The organism is Clostridium sp. 1001283B150225_161107_B6 (assembly GCF_015556325.1).
Taxonomy (GTDB): Bacteria; Bacillota; Clostridia; order Lachnospirales; family Lachnospiraceae; genus Enterocloster.
The window spans coordinates 659,689-676,467 of sequence record NZ_JADNMD010000001.1; the positions used below are offsets into that span (position 1 = coordinate 659,689).

Annotated in this window: 10 protein-coding genes; 4 read left to right on the top strand and 6 right to left on the bottom strand. The window is 52.3% G+C overall.

The annotated features are described in order from the left end of the window. Nucleotides 1-57: 57 nt before the first annotated feature. From I2H39_RS03020 to I2H39_RS03030, 3 genes are all read left to right on the top strand, one after another. Nucleotides 58-1,590, top strand: coding sequence for a DUF1538 domain-containing protein (locus I2H39_RS03020; RefSeq protein WP_138306105.1), 1,533 nt, complete (start codon nucleotides 58-60; stop codon nucleotides 1,588-1,590). Then, nucleotides 1,580-2,278 carry a hypothetical protein gene (locus tag I2H39_RS03025; RefSeq protein WP_195625772.1) on the top strand — a complete coding sequence of 233 codons (699 nt, stop codon included), beginning with the start codon at nucleotides 1,580-1,582 and terminating at the stop codon, nucleotides 2,276-2,278. The genes I2H39_RS03020 and I2H39_RS03025 overlap by 11 nt, the downstream gene beginning before the upstream one ends. 78 nt (nucleotides 2,279-2,356) lie before the next feature. After that, a complete protein-coding gene (locus tag I2H39_RS03030; protein WP_195625773.1) occupies nucleotides 2,357-5,608 on the top strand; it encodes a UvrD-helicase domain-containing protein in 3,252 nt (1,083 codons plus the stop codon). Nucleotides 5,609-5,721: 113 nt separating this feature from the next. Here the strand turns inward: I2H39_RS03030 and I2H39_RS03035 are convergent, their stop codons facing one another. The 3 genes from I2H39_RS03035 to I2H39_RS03045 all read right to left on the bottom strand — a co-directional run bounded on the left by I2H39_RS03035 (nucleotide 5,722) and on the right by I2H39_RS03045 (nucleotide 10,702). Next, the gene (locus I2H39_RS03035) at nucleotides 5,722-7,062 is read right to left on the bottom strand and encodes a citrate synthase (protein WP_138306102.1); all 1,341 of its coding nucleotides are present in this window, start codon (nucleotides 7,060-7,062) and stop codon (nucleotides 5,722-5,724) included. Nucleotides 7,063-7,092: 30 nt separating this feature from the next. Beyond that, entirely contained in the window at nucleotides 7,093-9,396 is a 2,304-nt protein-coding gene (locus I2H39_RS03040; RefSeq protein WP_195625774.1) for a hydratase, read from the bottom strand. 220 nt (nucleotides 9,397-9,616) lie between these two features. After that, complete coding sequence (locus tag I2H39_RS03045) at nucleotides 9,617-10,702, bottom strand: type II CAAX endopeptidase family protein (RefSeq protein WP_195625775.1); 1,086 nt, start codon at nucleotides 10,700-10,702, stop codon at nucleotides 9,617-9,619. 172 nt (nucleotides 10,703-10,874) lie between these two features. On the opposite strand from I2H39_RS03045, the gene I2H39_RS03050 reads away from it, so the two are divergent. Further along, a complete protein-coding gene (locus I2H39_RS03050) occupies nucleotides 10,875-11,525 on the top strand; it encodes a Crp/Fnr family transcriptional regulator (protein ID WP_138306099.1) in 651 nt (216 codons plus the stop codon). Here the strand turns inward: I2H39_RS03050 and I2H39_RS03055 are convergent. The 3 genes from I2H39_RS03055 to I2H39_RS03065 form a co-directional block, all read right to left on the bottom strand. Next, nucleotides 11,514-14,069 carry an EAL domain-containing protein gene (locus I2H39_RS03055; protein WP_330640952.1) on the bottom strand — a complete coding sequence of 852 codons (2,556 nt, stop codon included), beginning with the start codon at nucleotides 14,067-14,069 and terminating at the stop codon, nucleotides 11,514-11,516. The two genes, I2H39_RS03050 and I2H39_RS03055, sit on opposite strands and share 12 nt — an antisense overlap. 133 nt (nucleotides 14,070-14,202) lie before the next feature. Then, nucleotides 14,203-14,367, bottom strand: a complete 165-nt coding sequence (gene rd, locus I2H39_RS03060; RefSeq protein WP_138306098.1) for a rubredoxin — start codon at nucleotides 14,365-14,367, stop codon at nucleotides 14,203-14,205. A gap of 211 nt (nucleotides 14,368-14,578) precedes the next feature. Then, a complete protein-coding gene (locus I2H39_RS03065) occupies nucleotides 14,579-16,675 on the bottom strand; it encodes an elongation factor G (RefSeq protein ID WP_138306097.1) in 2,097 nt (698 codons plus the stop codon). Nucleotides 16,676-16,779: the final 104 nt, after the last annotated feature.

The window sequence follows — 16,779 nt, forward strand, 5'->3', positions numbered from 1 at the left end:
TATGTTAAGCTAAAACATATGTGTTAACATAAATAACGGACAACAGGAGGTAATTTATTGAATCAGAAGCTAAAAGAAAAAATCACAGAATCCTTATCATCTGTGCTGCCCGTTACCTGCATTGTATTAATCCTTGGAATCACCATTGCACCCATTCCCCTGGACCCTCTGATGCTGTTTCTGGCGGGGGCTGCCTTCCTTATTATAGGCATGGGGTTCTTCACCCTTGGGGTGGACATGGCCATGATGCCCATTGGAGAAAAAGTAGGGGCGCAGCTGGCCAAGGCAAAGAAGCTTCCGGTCATCGTCATTGCATGCATCATCATCGGGGCCATGGTAACAGTGGCTGAACCGGACCTGCAGGTCCTGGCCAGACAGACACCGGCCGTGCCGGACATGACGCTCATCCTTGCAGTTGCCGCAGGAGTCGGTTTCTTCCTGGCACTTGCATTCCTTCGCTCCCTCTTCGGCTGGAGCCTTTCCCACATCCTTCTGGTCTGCTACATCATTCTCTTCATCCTGGCCTTCTATATTCCGGGTGATTTTCTGGCTGTAGCCTTTGATTCCGGCGGAGTGACAACAGGTCCCATAACGGTCCCCTTCATCATGGCTTTGGGTGTTGGTCTTTCATCTATCGGCCAGGGGAAAAATGCGGACAGCGACAGCTTTGGACTGGTATCCCTCTGTTCCATTGGTCCCATACTGTCCGTCATGATTCTGGGGCTTTTGTTCCAGTCATCTTCCGGCGCCTATGAGCCCATGACCATTCCTTCCATCAGCAATTCCCAGGACCTGTGGCTGGCCTTCCAGAGCGAACTGCCCGAATATGCAATGGAGGTATTTACGGCCCTGTTCCCCATCCTGGCATTTTTCCTGCTCTTTCAGGTGTTTTTCCTGAAAATGCGCAAACGCCAGGTAGTAAAGATTCTGGTGGGAATGCTGTATTCCTATATCGGGCTGACCCTGTTTCTCACAGGTGTAAACGTGGGCTTCATGCCCGCAGGAAGCTATCTTGGAAAACAGATGGCGTCCCTTCCCTATCGCTGGATACTGGTGCCTGTGGCCATGCTCATCGGTTTTTACATTGTCAAGGCAGAGCCTGCCGTACAGGTACTGAACAAGCAGGTGGCGGATGTAACCGGCGGTAGCATATCCGAGAAGACCATGATGACCGGACTGTCCATCGGCATGGCCCTGTCACTGGGGCTATCCCTGTTCCGGGTCATCACAGGGCTGCCTCTCATGGCCTTCCTTCTTCCCGGCTATGCCCTGGCCCTGGGTCTTTCCTTCGTGGTCCCCCCGGTCTTCACCTCCATTGCCTTTGACTCAGGAGGAGTTGCATCCGGTCCCATGACAGCCACCTTTCTTCTTCCCCTGTGCATGGGCGCCTGCGAAGCCCTGGGCGGCAATATCCTGACCGATGCCTTTGGCATCGTGGCCATGGTAGCCATGACACCTCTCATCATCATCCAGCTCATCGGCCTGTTTTATGAGCTGAAGACCCGCAGGGAAAAAGCTGTTTCCAGACATCCTGTGGTGGATATGAACCAGGAATTTATAAATTTAGAGGAGGAGCCTTATGAGCCATAACAGCATAAAGCTGGCAGCCGCCATCGTAAACCGGGGAGCCGGTAACAGGGCAGCTTCCATATTCCATACATACAACCATGAAATACTGCTGGCAGTCAGGGGACACGGTACAGCCAGCTCGGCCGTCATGGACTGTCTGGGGCTGGATGAGCCTGAAAAGGACCTGGTCCTGGGCCTGTCAACCCAGTCCGGCGCAGACCGTCTGCTCCATGCCCTTGGCAGGGAAATGGAATTCTACAAGCCTGGCCACGGCATCGCGTTCACCCTGTCCCTTACAGGCATCAGTCTCGCCGCCATGGACATCCTGAGCCGGCACAAAGACCAGGATGCCAAAAATAACGATACCGCAGAACACAAGGAGGATATCCCCATGGCAAATGCCCATTCCTATGAATTGATTGCTTCCGTTATCCACACCGACCTGGCCACGCCGGTCATGGAGGCTGCCAGAAAAGCAGGCTGCCAGGGCGGCACCCTGATAAAGGCCAGGGAAATAGGTACCGATGCCAGCAAAAAGCTGTTTGGCCTGACCCTTTCCCAGGAAAAAGCCATACTGCTGATTCTGACTCCCACCGACCTGAGACATCCCATACTAAAGGCCATATGTGAGACCGTGATGAAGGAAACCGGCGAACATGCAGTCGCAATTTCCCTGCCCGTGGATGCAGTGGAGGGACTGTCCAATTAATGATGGCAGAAAAAACCGCTTTCTTTTTAGGATGAATCCTTTATAATAATACTATCAAAGGAAAGCAGGTGCATCGCAATGTACATTGGTGATTTACATATCCACTCCCGCTACTCCAGGGCAACCAGCAAGGAACTTACGCCGGAGCACCTGGACTTATGGGCGGGTAAAAAGGGAATTAACATCCTGGGCACGGGAGACTTCACGCATCCGGCCTGGAGGGCGGAGCTGGCTGAAAAGCTGGAGCCTGCCGAGCCGGGACTTTATATACTTAAAAAGGAATATTCCTTACAGCGCCCGTCCATACCGGGCCAGAGCCGTCCCCGCTTTGTCATCAGCGGGGAAATCAGCTCCATTTACAAGAAAAACGGCCGTGTGCGCAAGGTACACAGCCTTATCCTCCTGCCCAGCCTGGAAGCGGCCGAAGTCCTTTCCAGGCGGCTGGAAGCCATCGGCAACATACATTCGGACGGACGCCCCATCCTTGGGCTGGACTGTCACGACCTTTTGGCCATAACACTGGAGGCATGCCCGGATGCCATCTATGTTCCGGCCCACATCTGGACCCCGCATTTTTCACTGTTCGGGGCATTTTCCGGTTTTGATACCATTGAAGAGTGCTATGAGGAGCTGACGCCCCAGATTCATGCCCTGGAGACAGGACTGTCCTCGGACCCGGCCATGAACTGGAGGCTGTCCGCCCTGGATTCCTTCCAGCTCATCTCCAACTCTGACGCCCACTCCCCTGCCAAGCTGGGCAGGGAGGCCAGCCTTTTTGACATTCCCATGTCCTATGCAGGGCTCTACGGCGCCATACAAAGGGGCGAGGGGCTTAAAGGCACCATTGAATTCTTCCCTGAAGAGGGAAAATATCACTTTGACGGCCACCGCAAATGCCATCTCTGCCTCAGTCCCTCCCAGGCCAGAGCATATAACGGCATATGCCCTGTCTGCGGCAGGAAGCTGACCACGGGAGTGCTGCACCGGATAGAGCAGCTGGCTGACCGGGACGAGGACTTTCTGCTGCCCCAGGGACGTCCCTTTGAGAACCTGGTGCCCCTTGGGGAGGTCATTGCCTCTTCCGTGGGTTCCTCTCCGTCCAGCGTAAAGGTTTCCAGGCAGTATGAGCACCTGCTGGAGGAGCTGGGCAATGAATTTTATATCCTGCGTCAGGCCCCCCTGGAGGACATCCGCCATGTGGCCGGTTCCCTGACAGCAGAGGGCATACGTCATCTCAGGGACGGCAGGGTCCAGTGGAGACCCGGCTATGACGGCGAATACGGGACCATGCGGCTGTTCCAGTCAGCCGAGCTTGACAATGTGGAGGGGCAGCTGTGTATGACCTTTGAGACAGCGGCTCCGGATTTACAGGAAACAGCGGGCCAAATCCAATCCGTTTCACCGGTCCAGAACCAACCCGGCGCAATAATCCGGGATTTGCAGGATGATATAAACGGACTGCCAAATGCAGACACAGCTTCCTCCCGTGAAACAGCCGTCTCAAGCATACTGACTGTTTCCGCGGCCGCCCCTGTGCTGAACCAGGACCAGCAGCAGGCAGTGGAATCCGTATCGCCGGTAACAGCCGTCATAGCCGGTCCCGGAGCCGGCAAGACAAAAACACTGGTATCGCGTATTGAACATCTCATTGGAGAGCGTGGTGTAAAGCCTTCTGAGATTACAGCCGTGACCTTTACCAACAAGGCAGCGCAGGAGCTGACCCAGAGAATCCGCCAGGCACTGCCCGGCAAGCGCAGCCTGAACCAGATGCAGGTGGGCACCTTCCATTCCCTCTGCTACCGGCTGCTGGCCCAGGCCGGGATGGAGCTGTCCCTGGCAGACCAGGGCCAGGCAGAGGAATGCGCAGAGGAAACCATAGCCAGCCTGGAACTGACCTGTACGTCCAGGCAGTTTCTCACAGCCATATCACTGCACAAGGCAGGGCTGTCCCCTGGGGAAGGCTCTGCTGGCATGCCGGAACATACAATACAGGAATCCGCCTTTACTCTGACGCCGGAAGCAGAGGCCAGGTACAAGGAGGCCCTGGACAGCCGGAAGCTTATGGACTTTGACGACCTGCTGCTCAACATGCTGCAGCTCCTTGAGCAGGAGCAGAAAGCAGAATACAGGAAACAGCATTTTTCCTACCTGCTGGTGGATGAATTCCAGGACATAAATCCGGTCCAGTACCGGCTTATCAAGGCGTGGAATAAGGGCGGACGGGAACTTTTTGTCATCGGCGACCCGGACCAGTCCATTTATGGTTTCCGCGGTTCCGACAGCCAGTGCTTTGACCTTCTGGAGCAGGATTTCCCGGGAACCAGCACCATACGGCTTTCCACGGGTTACCGTTCCACGCCGGAGATACTCTCTGCCGCCCTTCCCCTCATTTCCCGCAATCCGGGCGGTGAACGCAGACTTGGGTCTGTCCGCCCCCATGGCTGTCCGGTGCGGCTGGTGACAGCGGAAACCAGCCTGTCGGAGTCCATCTTCATTGCCAAGGAAATCAACCGCATGGTGGGCGGCATCGATATGCTGGACGCCCACAGCCAGACACCCGGCCCGGGGGACACAGCCAGAAGCTTTGCAGACATAGCCATCCTCTACCGCACCAATCATCAGGCCCGCCTGCTGGAACAATGCCTGCAAAAAGAAGGAATCCCTTACGTGGTGGCGGGAAGGGAAGATTATCTGGACAATCCGGCTGTCCAGGGCACCATCTCCTTTTTCAGCGCCCTGCTTAAGCCGTCCGGAATAGATGGCGATACGCTGCGGCTCTGCAGAAAACGCATTTCTCCTTCCGCTGATTACAGAGGTCTGGCAGAAGCTTTCATGCCCAGGCTAAAAAAGGACAGGCCCTGGAAGCTTCTGGAGGACTGGATTTCATGCCTGGGACTGGGCACAGACAAGTCCATGGACACCTTTGTGTGCATGTCCTATTTTCACAAGACCATGGAGGATATGCTTAACACACTGGTCTTCGGACAGGCACACGACCTGAGGCGGAGCGGCCAGGACTCCTGCCCCTCCGATGCAGTGACCCTTATGACCCTGCATGCCTCCAAGGGGCTGGAATTCCCGGTAATCTTCCTCTATGGCTTAAAACAGGGAATCCTTCCCCTGAAAACCGGCAAGGGAACAGTGGACCTGGAGGAGGAACGGCGCCTTATGTATGTGGGCATGACAAGGGCCAGGGACGAATTGCTTCTCACCACCTCCGAGGAACCCTCCCTGTTCCTGGAGGAGCTTCCCAAAGAGGCCTGCCGCAGTGAAAAGGCCCAGGTTCCCGGCAGCGGAATGAAGCAGCTGAGCCTCTTTGATTTCATGTAAGCGCTTCTTTTCCTTTAAGGCAAAAAGACCTGATACACGCCGCATAATGGCTGCATCAGGTCTTTTTACATATTCACATGTATCAGGAAACCGGAATGGCAGTACCGGGCATCCTATCTCTCCGACATAGGCACATAATCCATATTGTCGCCTACATACTTGGTTGCAGGACGCATGATACGGCCGTCATACAACTTGTTCTCTATATTGTGGGCCACCCAGCCCACAACGCGGCTGCACACAAACAAAGGGGTGTACAAATCCCTTGGAATCCGCAGCATGCCGTATGCAAACCCGCTGTAGAAATCCACATTGGTAGGAAGGGCCTTGCCCTTGATTTCTTCCATGACTTCCTTGGCAATACGCTCAAAACGCATGTAGAAATCCAGCTCTTTTGTATGCTTCTGCTCCTTGGCCACCTCCATGCAGCAGGCCCTCAAAACCTCTGCACGCGGGTCGGACACCGTGTAAACCGCATGTCCAAAGCCATATACAAGGCCGGAACGGTCATAGAGCTCCCCGGCCATCAGCTTCTCCACTGCCTGGCGGATTTTCTTGTCGTCTGCATCATAACCGCCGGTTTCCGCAAGCACGGCGTCCATCATCTCCGCCACCTTAATATTGGCGCCGCCGTGGCGCGGACCCTTAAGGGAACCGATACCGCCGCTTACAGTAGAATAAATGTCAGTGCCGGTGGATGCAATCACCACATTGGTAAAGGTGGAGTTGTTGCCGCCGCCGTGGTCCGCATGAAGCATGAGTATGGTATCCAAAAGGTTTGCTTCCTTGGACGTAAATTTCTGGTCCTTTCTCAGCAGGCTTAAGAAGTTCTCGGCTATGGAGTACTCCGGATTTGCGTAATGGATAAACAGGCTTTCCCTGTCATAATAATGTACCTTGCTCTGGTAAGCATAGCAGGCGATGGAAGGAAGTTTAGCCAAAAGATTGACGCCCTTGACCAGGGTCTGGTACACATCAATATTATCCGGGTCGTCGTCATAATTATACAGGGTAAGCACTGCATCCTGAAGCTTATTCATAAGGTTCTTTCCCGGAAGGCGCAGCAGGTTCATTTCCACGAACTCATCCGGAATGGTATAGCAGTGTCTCACCACATTGCAGAATTTCTCCAGTTCAGCCTTCTTTGGCAGATATCCGAACAGCAGAAGGAAACAGGTCTCCTCATATCCGAAATGGCTTTCCCCTTTTCCCTTTACCAGGTCCAGGACATCCACGCCCCGGTAGAGAAGCCGTCCGGGGATAGCCTTGATTCCGCCTTCTGCTTCCTCATATCCCACAACGTCGGCCACCCTGGTAAGGCCTATCCGCACACCGGTTCCGTCCTCATTCCTGAGGCCCTTCTTTACATTGTACTCTTTATACCATTTATTAGGGATATCCGTGTAATTCTGCGACTTCCCATAGAACTGTGCAAGAAAACTTTCCTTAACCATGTGCCTATACTCCTTTCTCAAACATCCCCATCAGTGTCTGCCCCTGTTATAATTAATCAGGCATCCGGCCTTAACGATTTCCCGTTCCTCAGCCGTCATATCCGCAATATATAAATCCAGGGTCCTTATGCTGCCGCCCTCTTTTCCCAGCACATAAGCCTTGATATTCTTTAAATCGCCGTCCAGGGCCTTCCTGATGCCCGGAACATAGATATAATCCCCCACCTCGAAGCAGGGCTCTTCCTCCATCTGGAAGGGAACCATGCCCCAGTTCATCACATTGGAACGGTAACGCTTGGTGGCGTACTCCCTGCAGATATTGGCCAGGCCGCCGATGACTCTCTGGCAGCTGGCTGCCTGCTCCCTGGCCGAGCCGTCGCCGGGCTTCACCGCGTAAATCATGCCGCCCACTTCCGTATCCTGGACCGTCACATTTTCATTTCCCTCAATGCCGTGAATGGCGTCAAACAGTTTTTCCAGAACAGGCTCCAGCTCCAGCTCCTTTGCCGCGCCTTCCTTTGTCCTGGCCTTTTCCAGTTTATCCACCTCCTTGGCCCTTCCCACATACTCCGGGTCCCTTCTGGACAGGGTGAATTCTGCCAGTCCCAGCGGGTTGGAACGGTAGGATGAGGTTTCGCCGGAAGGAATCAGCTCATCCGTGGTGGTCACAGGGTCCATGATTTTGGAACATACCTTCAGGAGGATATTGTCTGCCAGCGGACTCATCTCCGGCCAGTCCTTAATATTCGGTCCATAGACCAGTTCCTTTTCCCCGTCGCCTTTGTTGTATCCCATGTATACACGGTTCTTATAGGAAATGCCGTCGAATTCATACTCAGGCACACTGTCCCAGCCATCCAGCTCCCATGCGGAGGTAAGCTTTCCTCCGTTGGCCGCTGTGGCAGCAATGGAACGCGCATCCATCAGGGCAACAGCAGCCATCTGGCCGTTGCCTGGTTTGGAGCCTTCCCTGTTGGGGAAATTCCTGGTGGTATGGCGGATACTGAGACCGTTGTTGCACGGCGTATCGCCTGCGCCGAAGCAGGGTCCGCAGAAGGCAGTCCGTATGATGGCGCCTGCGTCCATCAGGTCGGACACAGCCCCCTTCTTCACCAGGTCAGCAAAAACAGGCTGTGAAGACGGATATACTGCCAGGGAGAATTCGTCGCAGCCGCAGTTCTTTCCCTTTAATACACGGGCTGCTTCCATCACGTTGGAATAGGTGCCTCCTGCACAGCCTGCAATGACTGCCTGCTGCACCATGAGCTGTCCCCCTTCAATCTTATCCCTCAGAGTAAAGGACGCCTTGCCGCCCGATACCTTGGCTGCTTCTGACTCCACCATGCCCAGTATGTCGTCCAGATTGGCCTTCAGGTCATCAATCTCGTATGTATTGCTGGGGTGGAAGGGAAGGGCTATCATGGGCTTTACCGTGGAAAGGTCCACATATACGCAGCCGTCATAGTAAGCCACATCCGCGGGAGCCAGCTCCTTATAATCGTCCTCCCTGTGGTGTTTGGCCAGATAGGCCCTGGTATCCTGGTCCGTCTTCCATATGGAGGAAAGGCAGGTGGTCTCCGTGGTCATAACATCCACGCCGTTGCGGTAATCCGTTGTCATGGAAGCCACGCCGGGGCCCACGAACTCCATTACCTTATTCTTTACATATCCGTTCTTAAACACAGCTCCAATGATAGCCAGGGCAATATCCTGGGGACCGGTTCCCGGCTGCGGGGCTCCGTCCAGATAAACTGCGATAACGCCCGGATATGCCACGTCATATGTATCCCTCAGAAGCTGCTTTACCAGCTCGCCGCCGCCTTCGCCTATGGCCATGGTTCCCAGGGCTCCGTAACGGGTATGGCTGTCGGAGCCAAGAATCATCCTGCCGCAGCCTGCCATCATCTCCCTCATGTACTGATGAATGACCGCAATATGTGGCGGAACATAGATTCCCCCGTATTTCTTCGCTGCGGACAGGCCGAACATGTGGTCATCCTCGTTGATGGTCCCGCCTACCGCACAAAGGGTGTTGTGGCAATTGGTCAATACATAAGGAATGGGGAACTTCTCCATGCCGGAAGCCTTGGCTGTCTGTACAATACCCACGAAGGTGATGTCGTGGGATGCCATGCTGTCAAACCGCAGCTTCAGATGTTCCATGTCACCGGATGTGTTGTGGGCCTCCAGAATGGAGTAGGCAATGGTCCCTTTCCTGGCAGATGCCTGGTCTGCATCCCTGCCGGTCAGTGCCTTTACCTTTCCGCTCTCTGATTCCGGTACAATTTCAGTGCCGTTAACCAGATAAATACCGCTGTCATACAATGATACCATTTCATTACCTCCTGGTGTCTGATTTTATGAAAAAGGGCTAGGCTGTGGATTTCCGCCTGCCCCCTTACATTCGTTGGTTATTACTATAAAACAAAATATTTGATTTGTCCAGCATTTTTATTGTAGTTGCCACAGCTTTTGTGTTGTGGTCTATGTTGACACTGCCATGTCCGCCGCTGTCACATGCTAATACTTTATCACATCAAAGCATCCGTGTAAATCACCAATTTAATATAAACAGGCCGATGCATATGATAAAATACACAATCATCCCTATATTGAGAAAGGCTGTCTTAAATGCCCTGCCCTTTCCCAGGGGCCATTGTCCCGGATGGAAGGTAATCTGCCGGCGGTACACAATGATAAGGGTGATGGCGGCAATAAGGCAGGCCAGCATAAAAAACAGATATGCAAGTATCAGGATGGAGGAGCCTGCCGTAACCAGCCACCCCATATCAACTCCCAGGATATGTTCTATCTGCCGTATCATCCACGGCCCTCTGGTCAGTCCCTGGGCTCCCTTTGACAGCTCCACCGTGATAACGCCGCCTAACAGGTTAAACAGCATATGGAACCCAATGGTGTATCCCACCTTTCCCGTCTTTGCATACACATAGGCCCATAGAAGCCCTATGCCAAAGGCATAAAAGAACTGTGAAAAATTGCCGTGGGCCATGCCGAACATAAGGCCGGACATGATGACGGCTGCCTTCTGGCCGTATCCCAGCAGACGGTCCATGACCATCTTCCTGAAAAAAAGCTCCTCCACCACAGGGGCCATAATAACCGTTGTCAGCAGATTGACCCATACGTTGGAATTGCGGATCAGCTGGTCCAGCTCTGCGGAATCCGGCCCTGAGGGCTGTAAAATCCCGACCAGCCTGCCCAGAATGTTTCCCGCCAGCCCGATTCCCATTGCAATGACAAAGAAAGCCGCAAATCTGCCGAATCCCCACTGTTCCTTCTGGGGCGAACCGCACTTCGGCACCAGCTGAAGCAGTCCGGCCACCGCCGGAAAGGCCACCAGGTACATGGGCAGGGACGACATAAGCATCCGCCCCGTAAATCCGTAAAAATCAATGAAATCCCCCAGCAGGGAATTAAGCAGCCCCACCAGAAGTATGGCCACCACCTGGGCGGCCAGGGTGAGCAGCATGAAAGCTGCCGCCGCCAGCCCCACATGTGAAAACTGCTTTCTCTGGCGCCGCTCCATAGCTGCTGCCTGCTGGGAATCCGGCCCGTAAGGGTCCTGTATTTGCGGGTCCGGCCCCCAGGCCTTTTCCCGGTTTTCGTTATCGTATATCATAGGCAATATCCAGTCTCCTTTATTGGAACTTATACAGCACTGCTCTGGTTCTGCCGCCATACTGTACTGTGCAGGAACTGCCGGGGACAGTCCTTTTTAGTGTTGCAATTGCAACAAAAAAGTATTATGATATTAAATATCATACCATAAAAGATAGCAGGGTAAAAGAAACATGACAGAATATTTTCAGAAAAACCTATTTAAAGACATTTCCATTGACGAATATAAAAAACTTCTCAGCTGCCTGGATGGAAGGACAAAACAGTTCAAGGCAGGGGAGACCATATGTGATTACGATGAAGGTTTCCATGAAATCGGCATCATAGGGAAGGGCAGCGCCTCGGTGGTCCGCTACGAATACAACGGAGCCAGGACCATTCTGGAACGCCTGGGCCCCCAGGACATCTTCGGCCACCTTCTGTCCTGCGAAGGCAGCGAACATGCAGGTATCAGCGTTGTCTGCGACACCCCCTGTGACATCCTTTTCATCCGCTACGCCACTATCAGCTCTCCCTGCACCAAGTCCTGCTCCCACCACCACCAGCTGACCCAGAATCTGCTGGACCTGATTTCGGAGCGGGCCCTAAACCTGAGCCGCAGGGTGGAAGTCCTGTCCCAGCGCACCATCCGGGAAAAACTCATATGCTACTTTATGCAGCTGGCCGCCCAGACCAAGGCCTCCTCCTTCAGTCTGCCCTTTACCATGGTGGACCTGGCCGATTACCTTTCCATTGACCGCAGTGCCATGACCAGGGAACTGAAACGTATGAAGGAGGAAGGCCTGATTGAGATGGACAAGCGCTGTGTCCGCCTATTCCTTTAATGTTTTTTCAATCTGCCGGGCGCTCATGGGGCGCCCAAAATAAAATCCCTGTATATACTCCATTCCCAGCTCCCTTACAGCCTCATACTCCTCTCTTGTCTCCACTCCCTCCAGACACACCTTCCTGCCCACATCGTGGCACAGGTCTGTGATGGAGCGGATAAATGTGGCATTAAAAAGGTCTGAGGTGATTCCCTTTACAAATCCTTTGTCAATCTTCACCACATCCACCGGGATGTTTTTTAATGAAAACAGGGAAGAATACCCCACTCCGAAATCATCCATGGCAATCTTTACCCCAAGTTCCTTCATCTGAGCAATCATGCGGAGGGTATCCTCCTCCGCCTTAGCCAGGTATGTTTCGGTCAGTTCCATGATAAGCCCGGACGGCGCCAGATTGATTTCCTTCAAAGCTGCGCTGAGGCAGGATATAAAATCCCCCTGGGTAAGCTGGATATAGGACAGATTCACACTGATATGGAAATCCGGCCTCAAACGGCTCCATTCCAGGCACTGGACCATGGCATGGCGCAGTATCCACTGTCCCAGAGGAATAATCAGGCCGCTCTGCTCCATCAATGGGATGAACTCACCCGGAGACACATCCCCGTACTTGGCGCAGTGCCATCTGGCCAGTGCCTCGGCCCCGCGGAGCCTGCCTGTCAGGGTTTCCACCTGGGGTTGATATTGGATGGAAAACCCGGCAAATCCACGCTCCACGCTCTCCCGCAGAAGCTCCATCAGCTCCAGGCGCCGTTCTCTGCTGGCCAGGATATCCCTGGAAAATACGGTCATCCGGTTCTTTCCCATAATCTTGGAATATTCCAGGGAATAGTTGGCGCGTTTAAAGAGTTCCAGATAATTGCTTCCATCCTCCGGATAAGAAGCATATCCGGCCGACAGGGTGCAGAAATACTTCCTTCCGCCATACTCCTGCTGCTTACAGAAATTCTGCTGCAGCTTGTCAAATATCTGCGACGCTGCCTTTGCATCCCCGCCCAGAAGGAGGATGCCGAACTCGTCACCGTCCAGCCGGTAGAGCATGGCATTGTGAGGCAGCATGGACGCCACCTTTTGGGCCGTAATCCGAAGAACCTCGTCCCCAAAAGACCGGTCATACAGGTCATTGATATTCTTAAAGGAATCCATGTCCAGAACCATAAGGCCAATGGTATCCATGCATTTGCGGTCTACCAGGTATTTCTTGATATTTCCCTCAAATTCGTATTTGTTGTAAAGGCCGGTCATATGGTCAATCTGGTTTTTCTTGCCCAGGTTGCTGATCATGCCTGCAAATAACTCCGGCTGCCCGTTCTCATCCCTGAGCATCTTGCCCCTGCACCGCAGCCATACCCATTCCTGCCTCACATTCCTGGCCCGGTACTCTATGTTATGATACTCTTCCCTTCCGTCTGCAATGCTCTGATTGCTCTCTAAAAAATATGCCTCATCGTGGGGATGAATCAGCTGTCCCCAAAAGGCAGCCGCCTCCCTGACCACCTGGCCCGGCAGGCCGAACTCCTCCACCATGGCCTGGGGATACCGGAACACCCCGGTCTTCATATTTCCCACAAAAATATAATCGTCCGTACTGGCGGACAGTGCTTCGCAAAGGCGTCCGCCGTCATATTCAAAGGTTTCATCCTTGTCCCCGGATTCCTCTGCAAGCCTGCGCTTCGCCCGTTTTATGTGGTAGCCCCTCTTTTGTATGTACATCTGCTCATCAGCCCTGGAAATAATATCCTCCACAGAGCCCATATCCCCGGGATAGACTTCCGTGATTCCATAGCTGAAGGAGACATCGTACGCCTGAGTCAGGTGGCTTCGTTCCTGCCTGGCCCTGTTCAGAAACCGCCTCATGCTTTCGTCCGCCGCCTTTATATCACGTCCGTAAAATACCATAACAAACTCGTCGCCGCTGAGACGGTACATAAAGTCCATCCTGCCAAGACACTCTTTGGCAATGGAGGCCACATACCGGAGCAGCCTGTCCCCTTCGCTGTGTCCGTATTTATCATTGACTGATTTCAAATCATTGATATCATACAGCACCACGGTCACTATCTGATTCTCACGGCCGCCCTGATTCAGCGCCTCTATGAGACGTTCGCTTCCTCCCCGCCGGTTTAACATCCGTGTCAGCTCATCGGTGCGGGCTGTCTCTGAAATCAGGTCATATTCCGTCATGTCCACAGAATTCTGGACATGATATACCTTTCCCTTCCACTGAATCAGGCTGTCATAATTCCTGTATTTCCTGCCGGTCAGGGAATTCGTCTCACGCCAGACGCAGACTTTATCATCCTCCATCTGTTCCAGCTGCCTGATTCTGCAGTAAGGGCATCTCTCATCCATGTCCTTTTGAAGTACCCTCCAGCAAATGCAGCCTTCAGGCGCCTTGAGTCCGAAGGTTTCCTTCATGGTCTTATTCATATAAAGGATTTCATCCGTTTCTGCATCCGTTATATAGAAATTGGTGTTCATCTGGTCCAAAACAGCTGCCAGGAATGTATCCTTAAATAAGTTTTGCTGTTCTTCCATCATTAAAAAATCCTCTTTACAGTATTTGAACGCTCTTCCCTTATTGTAAACTCTTTCCAGATGATACACAAGGGGTAAATCAAATAAAAGGCGCCTCTTCCCAGGTTTTATGAGGGAAGAAGCGCCGGCCTGCACCTTATTCTTCTATGACAGAAAACATATCTTTTCCAACTCCGCAGATAGGACAAACCCAGTCATCCGGAATATCCTCAAATGCAGTTCCAGGCTCAATCCCGCCGTCCGGGTCGCCTATCTCCGGGTCATAGATCCATCCGCATGGGTCGCATAAATATTTCTTCATTATCATTTCCTCCTTGAATTAACACATTATTTATCTCGGTTTTGAATCATTTCCTTTGATGTCATTACTATATCATAACTATTCCTGTTTTTCTGTGACATTTGCAACATTTCTAACTATTTTTGATATAATATTTAATTTGCCACATTTTCCAGGAAACATGCATGGAAACAGCTGCCCAAAATAACCCGGGCAGCTGTGATATTTAATTTTATTCGCCGTCCTTAGCCGCGGCCCTGGCTTCTATCTCACGCTTCTGCACATCACCGGGTGCCTGCTCATAGCGGCTGAATTCATAGGAATAATCGCCCAGACCGCCTGTCATGGAACGCAGGTCCGTATTATATCCAAAGAGCTCGGACATAGGGATATCAGCCTCAATGACCTGCTTGCCGTTGTGGTTGGAATTCATGCCCAGCACGCGGCCTCTTCTGCGGTTTAAATCGCCCATGACATCACCGGTAAACTTATCCGGAACAGTGACCTTAAGGGAGGCAATGGGTTCCAGAAGCACTGGATTGGCTTCCATGAAGCCCTGCTTGAAGGCAAGGATGGTAGCCATCTTAAATGCCATCTCCGAGGAATCCACCGGATGATAAGAACCATCTAAAAGTGTAGCCTTTAAGCCTACCACCGGATAACCTGCCACCGGGCCCTTTAAGACGCATTCCTGCAGTCCCTTTTCAACAGCAGGGAAATAGTTCCTGGGTACGGAACCGCCGAATACCTTTTCCTCAAATACATATGGCGTCTCCAAATCGCCGGATGGCTCAAACTCCATAATAACGTCACCATACTGTCCGTGACCGCCGGACTGTTTCTTGTGCTTGCCCTGTACCTTTACTTTCTTGCGCAGGGTCTCGCGGAATGCGAACTTAGGCTGGCTTAAGGTCACATCAACCTTATAGCGGCTCTGCAGCTTGCTGATTACCACATCCAGCTGCTGGTCGCCGATACCGTATAACAGGGCCTGACGGTTCTCAGCGTCATTGACCACCTTAAGAGTCAGGTCTTCTTCCATCATCTTGGCCAGTGCTGTGGATACCTTATCATCCTCGCCCTTGTTCACGGCCTTATATGCCATGTATGTGTATGGAGTGGAGGTCTGGGGCTTATGGTATACGATGGGTGCTGTGCGCACGGCCATGGTATCGCCTGTCTGGGTCACGGTCAGCTTTGCAACGGCACCGATATCGCCTGCCCTCAGCTCCTGAACCTCAATCTGGTCCTTGCCCCGCAGGATGTAGAGCTTGCCAATCTTTTCCTCAGCATCCTTGTTTACATTGTACACAACCGTGTCGCCCTTAAGGGTTCCGGTACAGATTTTCATCAGTGAATACTTGCCGATGAATGGGTCCACAATGGTCTTAAACACTCTTGCGGACAGGGATACATCGTCGTTGTACTTGGCTGTAAAGCGCTCGCCGGTGGAAACATCCACGCCGATACACTCAAAATGATCAGGTGACGGGAAGTATTTGTCAATGGCCTGCAGCAGAACCTTAAAGCCCTGGCAGTTAATGCCGGAACCCATCATGACAGGTACGATGTCCCCCTCAATTACATGGGTTCTAAGCGCTGTGGAAATCTCCTCCTGGGTAAACTCCTCTCCCAGGAAATAACGTTCCATATATTCTTCACTGGTCTCGGCAACAGCCTCGATAAGGGCATCCCTGGCAATAGTCAGGTTCTTCTGGACATAATCCGGAATCTCGCACTCTTCATAATCACTTAAATTAGTGAAACGGCGTCCGCCCATCTTTACCACGTTGACGAAACCTACGAACTTTTCATTCTCACGGATTGGCAGCTGGAACGGAGCAATCTTACGTCCGAACTTAGTTTCCAGCTTAACCACAAGCTCACGATAGCTGGCATGGTCATCGTCCATATTTGTGACGAAAATCAGCCTGGGCAGGTTGTACTTCTCGCACATCTCCCATGCCCTTTCTGTACCAGGTTCAATACCTGCCTTACAGTTGACAACAATAATGGCTGCATCGGCAACACTGATGGCCTCCTCAACCTCTCCTACAAAATCAAAAAATCCCGGCGTATCCAGAAGGTTAATCTTAATTGGCCCGTCCTCTCCCTCATATTCCAGAGGAATCAGGGTTGTGGAGATAGAAAACTGTCTCTTGATTTCTTCCTTGTCATAATCGCTGATGGTGTTTCCGTCCGGCACCTTGCCCATACGTTTTGTAACACCAGTCAGCAGCGCCAATGCTTCCGCAACGGTTGTCTTACCAGCGCCTCCATGTCCAAGTAATACAACGTTGCGGATTTGTTCAGTTCCATATACGTTCATAAACTTCCCTCCTGTTCATTAAATTTAAGCCTATGCGTATATTTTACTAAATTTTTCAGAATTTTTCAAGCATTTTATATGATTTGCACAACATTCTTTTGAGC